We start from the raw sequence: 5,431 nt of genomic DNA, 5'->3' as shown, positions 1-5,431 counted from the left end.
CATGCAGATCACGAAATTCGCGGAAACGGTCATGCCCCAGGTATCGAACTACGCCGACCAATGGGGTGGCTTCACCAAACGGTTCCAACCCCACGCCACCCCCGCCGTCGGCCCACGTGAAGGGATTTAGTCCAGGTGCCTGTCGAACGCCAGTACGAGGTCGCCACCGACTTCGTGAACGTCAGTCACAGCGAAGTGAGCGGTCTGCGGGAGGTATACGGCTTCTCCGCGCCCGACCGCATCGTCCTCGACGGGGTGCGACTCGTGCCGCAGGGGCGGCCGTCGAACACGCTGCTGATGTTCATGCATCCAACGGGCACGATCAGGCGCATACCGCTTCCGCACGTGATGGCAGCGGCGGGGATGCACATCCTGTGCGCCGAAAGCCGCTACGCACGCAACGACACCGCGCTGATCATGGAGAAAGTCCTGTCTGATTACGGTGCTTTCGTCCGTCACGCCAAGGAGGTGTGGGGGTATACCACCGTAGTTCTGGTCGGATGGTCCGGAGGCGGGTCGTTGACCGCCCTCTATCAGTCGCAAGCCGTAAACCGCACCATCACAAGCACCCCCGCCGGAGATCCGGTCGACCTCGGCGACCTGATCCCAGGCGATGCGTTCATTTACCACGCGGCGCACCTGGGGCGTGCCGAGATGCTGCGCGACTTCATCGATCCATCCGTCCTCGACGAGGCGAATCCGGACATCCGCGACGTCGAACTCGACCTTTATAATCCGCGCAACCCCAACCGGCCGCCCTACTCCCCGGACTACCTCGAGTACTTCCGTTCCCAGCAGGCCGCGCGAATTCGCCGCCGTACCACCTATGTCAAAGAAATGCTCGAGGAGCTGCGCCGCAGAGGAGGCAGCGAGACCGAACGCGTGATACTCACTCACCGCACGCTGGCCGACCCCCGCTTCCTCGACGCCACCATCGACCCCAACGATCGAGAAATCGGAATGTCTTTCATGGGGGTGCCCGAACTCGCCAATATCAGTCCCGCGGGCCTCGCACGCACTTCGACCCTGCGCGGATGGTTGTCCCAGTGGTCAGCTGAGGACAGCCACGCCCGCGCTGACATCGCCGCGCGAAATATCCATGTTCCCCTCCTCGCCATCGAAAACAGCGCCGACGACGCCGTACCACAGCCACACACCCAACAATTGCTCGACGCATGCGCCAGCACAGACAAGACCATGCACGTGATCAAAGGGGCCAACCACTACTACGCAGGCCAAGACGACATTCTGCAGGACGTAGTTCGGTTGATCCGCGAATGGCTGCAGGATCGAAACCTGCTGGAGCCCTGAGTCCACACACCACAACCGGCACCAACACCGCGAGCAGCTACCGCAATGAAGGCCTGACGGCCGCCCGGAACTGAAAGGTACACAATGAAACTCAACTCTGCCGAGACAGCGGTCCTGGTCTGTCATCTTCAGACGGACATCATCGAGAATCAACAGGCCATCGGAGCCCTTTTGGGCGCCGAGGTAACCCGACGAAACGTGGTCGGAGAAGCGAGTCGGTTGCTGGAGGCGGCGGACGCGAGTGCTGCGCTGCCGGTGCTGGTGCGCGTCGCCTGGCGTGCTGACCGCTCGAATATGTTGGTCAACATTCCCCTTACTCAGGGTGCTGCCGAGATGAACGCGCTCATCGACGGGCTGCCCGGGGCCGATTTTGTGGCTGATCTGGCCCGCGTCCCCGGCGAGGTGGTGGTGACACATCACAGTCCCAACCCGTTCCACGGAAGTGATTTACAAGAGATTCTTCAGCGGCGCGCGATAAAGACGCTGGTGGTCTGCGGAGTAGCGACGAACATGGCCGTCCTTTCAACCGCCTTTGCCGCAGCGACCCTCGGTTACCGGATCATTGTTGTCGGGGAGGCATGCTCGGCATCGAGCGAAGAGACGCATCTTTTCGCTCTGGAGACCTTGGGAATGCTCGCGGAGATCGTAGATATCGATGACGTCATCACTGCCTTGAGCCAGCGCGCCGCAGCGTAGTACGTCGAGGCTCTTTGCCAAGAATGCGATGTCACTGGCCGGTTCGCCCACCCTGCGCACCCAGCCGGACCATCGAAGAGGAGAACTCAAGTTGACTGTCTGGATTGCCGGCGTGGGAATGACGCCGTTCGGGATTCACACCGATCAATCCGTCAAACAGCTCACCAAATGGGCGGTGCACGATGCACTCGCCGATGCGGGGTGCCCGCTGGATGCGATCGGAGCTGCCTTCTTCGGCTCCACCACCCAGGGGCACCTCGAAGGTCAGCTCATGATTGCCGGCGAAGTGGCCCTTCGCTCGCTCGGCCTGGGCACCGTGCCCGTCTTCAACATCGAGAACGCCTGTGCCACGGGCCTATCCGGAATCAGCCTGGCCTGCGCGCAATTGCGAGCAGGTGATGCCGACGTGGTACTCGTCGTCGGGGTAGAGAAAATGAACGTCGGCGACTCCGCCCGGACGATGAGCGTGTTCGACGGAGCGTACGACATTTCGGAACCCGATTCGCTGCAGGACTCACTTTCACAGCTCGGCGGCGTCGTGGACACGTCGGCAGTTGGTGCACGGTCGATCATGATGGACGTGTACGCGGCCATGGCGCGAAACCACATGCGGTTGTACGGGACGACGGCGGAACAGATTGCCGCGGTGGCGGCGAAGAACCACCGGCACGGGGTGGGAAACCCACGTGCGCACTTCCGCAAGGACATGTCGATCGAACAGATCCTGTCGGCAAGAAAACTGGCGTACCCACTCACCGTTCCTATGTGCGCCCCGATCACCGACGGCGCAGCAGCTGTACTCCTGTGCTCGGACGCCGGGCTACGGAAACTAGGCCAGGAACCGGCGGTCAAGATCCTCGCAGCCTCCATCGGCACTGGTTGCGATCGGGACATCTCAACCTTCGACAATCACGTCACTGCTCGGACTGCGCACCATGCCTATGATCGGGCCGGAATCAGCCCGGATGACGTGGACGTCGCCGAAGTCCATGACGCCACCGCATTCGCGGAGGTCCTGCAGACCGAGTTACTCGGTCTGGTGCCCGCGGGCGACGGAGGACCCGCAGCACAGCGCGGCGATACCACGCTGGGCGGAAGGATTCCCGTCAATCCATCCGGCGGGTTGGAGTCCAAGGGACACCCGTTGGCCGCGACCGGAATTGGTCAGGTTTTCGAGATCACCAACCAGTTGCGCGGCCGGTCGGGCTCACGCCAGGTCGAGGACGCGCGGACAGGCGTGATCGAAAACGGCGGCGGGTTCCACAACGGGGAGGAAGCAGTAGTCGGCGTCGCGATCCTGCAACGGCAATGACCCAAAACACTTCGCCTCGAACGTAGTAACCGGGAAGCTCCTGCTCGACGCCGTGGGGTGGAGCCAAGGATCTGGGTCGTCTCAGGCTGGTGGTCAGTGCATCAACCGGACCCGGGTTCGGGAGGGCTATGGGCGAGCTGACCTCGGCAGATAAATCGGATGCAATTTCTAAACGGAGGTAATCAACGCGATGACGACCTTTAAATCGGCGGAAGCGACGGTCCCGCCGTCGCATGTCACCGCTGCCGAACTGATCCGTCGGGCGCTGATCAGACACCCCCACCAGACCGCGCTGATCCAAGGCGAACGTCGCCTGACCTATGAGCAGTTCGGCGACCGCATATTTCGCGCCGCCGGGGCGCTGCACACCCTCGGGGTCCGGCCCGGAGAGCCGGTCGGGCTGATCGCGGGCAACATCATCGAATTCCTGGACGTCGACTTCGCCTGCCTCATCGGAGGATACGTGCGCTGCGCCGAGATGCCGCGGCTGCACCCCAACGAACTGGTCGGTATCTTCAACAGTGCCGCCGTGCGGGTCATCATCGTCGAACAGAGCTACCTCGAGCGTTTCCAATCGGTGTCCGCGCAGATACCGACCCTCGAGCACATCGTCGTCATCGGAGACAGCAGCGACCACGACCGCTGGGAGGACCTGCTGGAGGCCGCTCCTCCGGCGCCCCCCGAGAGCACGCCGCCCGCCGGGGCCGACGCATGGCTGATCTTCAGCTCCGGGACGACCGGAGAGCCGAAGGGCGTGACCCTGACCCAAGGCGGAGTGGTCAATATGACGCGTAATGTGCTCGCCGAGATCGGCGCGCTGGACGACACCGACGTGCTCCTGCACTCCGCCCCACTCGGCCATTTCAGCGGCTGCCTGGCGTTCGCCTCACTGTGCCGCGGCGGCACCCAGGTGCTGCTGCCCAGCTTCGACACCGAACTGCTGCTGCGAACCGTCGCCGAGCACCGCGCCACCTATACGGTTGTCGTACCGACGATGCTGGCCATGCTCACCGAAACCGCCCGATCCCTCGATATTGACGTGTCCTCGCTGAAAACCGTGCTCTACGGCGCATCTACCATCGCCCCCAGCCAGCTGACCGCGGCAATCGAAACCTTCGGCAACGTCTTGGTACAGGTCTATGGGCTCAGCGAGATGCCGATGCCGCTGACGGTGCTGCCCAAGTCAGCACACGTCTTCGATCCCAACGGGCCGGCGCCCCAGCGGCTGCGCTCGGCGGGGCGCCCCGCGGCCGCAGTGGAAATCCGTCTGGTCGACGACGACCGCCGCGATGTCCCCGCCGATGCGCGCGGCGAAATCGCGGTGCGCGCCGATGTGCGGATGCGCGGCTACTGGGGCCGACCCGACCTCACCGCCGCGGTAGTCGATGACCAAGGCTGGCTCTATACCGGCGACATCGGTCAGTTCGACGACGAAGGCTATCTCTACATCGTTGACCGCAAGAAGGACATGATCGTAACCGGCGGGTTCAACGTCTACCCCACCGAAGTCGAGCACGTCATCGACAGCGTCGCCGGGGTGGCCGAGGTCGCGGTCATCGGTCTGCCCGACCAACAGTGGGGAGAATCGGTGACCGCCGTGGTGGTAGCGGACACGACAGCTGCAGACCTCACGGCCGCGGCCGTGATCGCGGCCGTGCGCTCGCAGCTGGCCGGCTACAAATGCCCCAAGCGAGTCGAATTCGTCGACGAATTGCCCAAAAGCGCGCGCGGCAAGGTGCTTCGGCGAGCGCTGCGCGACCACTTCGCCGACGGCCTTGGCCTGGCGAACTCCGCGCCCTGACCAAGCCGAACTGCGACACCCAGATCAATCGGTTCGGTTCCACAGAACCAGCCGATCAGCAGGACGTTTATGGGGAATATTGCCCGCTTTCAACTACAAGCGTGAGGGAACTGGGTCGGACGATCGACCCACCCCACATGACCGCTCCTGAACCCCCACCGTCCGGATTCGATCGGCGTCAGGGCCGAGCCATTCAGGCCCACGCCCGTCTGTGCAAGTGCCGGAAAGTTTGTCGGCCCGACCCACCAGGCGTTTCCTCCACTCGATCCGCGGGCTCAATACCGCTGACGAGCAGCACGCCTGGTCTCGGA

4 protein-coding genes are annotated in these 5,431 nt (G+C 63.4%); all 4 read left to right on the top strand.

From position 1 onward, the window contains the following. Positions 1-135 precede the first annotated feature (135 nt). The 4 genes from ABZ420_RS35840 to ABZ420_RS35825 all read left to right on the top strand — a co-directional run bounded on the left by ABZ420_RS35840 (position 136) and on the right by ABZ420_RS35825 (position 5,120). Positions 136-1,311, top strand: coding sequence for an alpha/beta hydrolase (locus ABZ420_RS35840; protein WP_357132614.1), 1,176 nt, complete (start codon positions 136-138; stop codon positions 1,309-1,311). An 84-nt stretch (positions 1,312-1,395) separates the two neighbouring features. Continuing rightward, entirely contained in the window at positions 1,396-2,007 is a 612-nt protein-coding gene (locus ABZ420_RS35835; protein ID WP_357132611.1) for an isochorismatase family cysteine hydrolase, read from the top strand. A gap of 28 nt (positions 2,008-2,035) precedes the next feature. Then, complete coding sequence (locus tag ABZ420_RS35830; RefSeq protein ID WP_357132608.1) at positions 2,036-3,319, top strand: thiolase family protein; 1,284 nt, start codon at positions 2,036-2,038, stop codon at positions 3,317-3,319. Between the two features lie 190 nt (positions 3,320-3,509). Next, positions 3,510-5,120: an AMP-binding protein gene (locus tag ABZ420_RS35825; protein ID WP_357132605.1), complete on the top strand. Its 1,611-nt coding sequence runs from the start codon at positions 3,510-3,512 to the stop codon at positions 5,118-5,120. Positions 5,121-5,431 lie beyond the last annotated feature (311 nt).

It is taken from the genome of Nocardia sp. NPDC005745 (genome assembly GCF_040630775.1).
In the GTDB taxonomy this organism is placed as follows: domain Bacteria; phylum Actinomycetota; class Actinomycetes; order Mycobacteriales; family Mycobacteriaceae; genus Nocardia.
This window is presented reverse-complemented; position numbering and strand designations above follow the sequence as displayed.

What these genes read in the sequence shown, in the direction of transcription:
- ABZ420_RS35835 (WP_357132611.1), top strand. Translation starts at nt 1,396, where the DNA reads ATGAAACTCAACTCTGCCGAGACAGCGGTCCTGGTCTGTCATCTTCAG.
- ABZ420_RS35830 (WP_357132608.1), top strand. Translation starts at nt 2,036, where the DNA reads ATGTCACTGGCCGGTTCGCCCACCCTGCGCACCCAGCCGGACCATCGA.
- ABZ420_RS35825 (WP_357132605.1), top strand. Translation starts at nt 3,510, where the DNA reads ATGACGACCTTTAAATCGGCGGAAGCGACGGTCCCGCCGTCGCATGTC.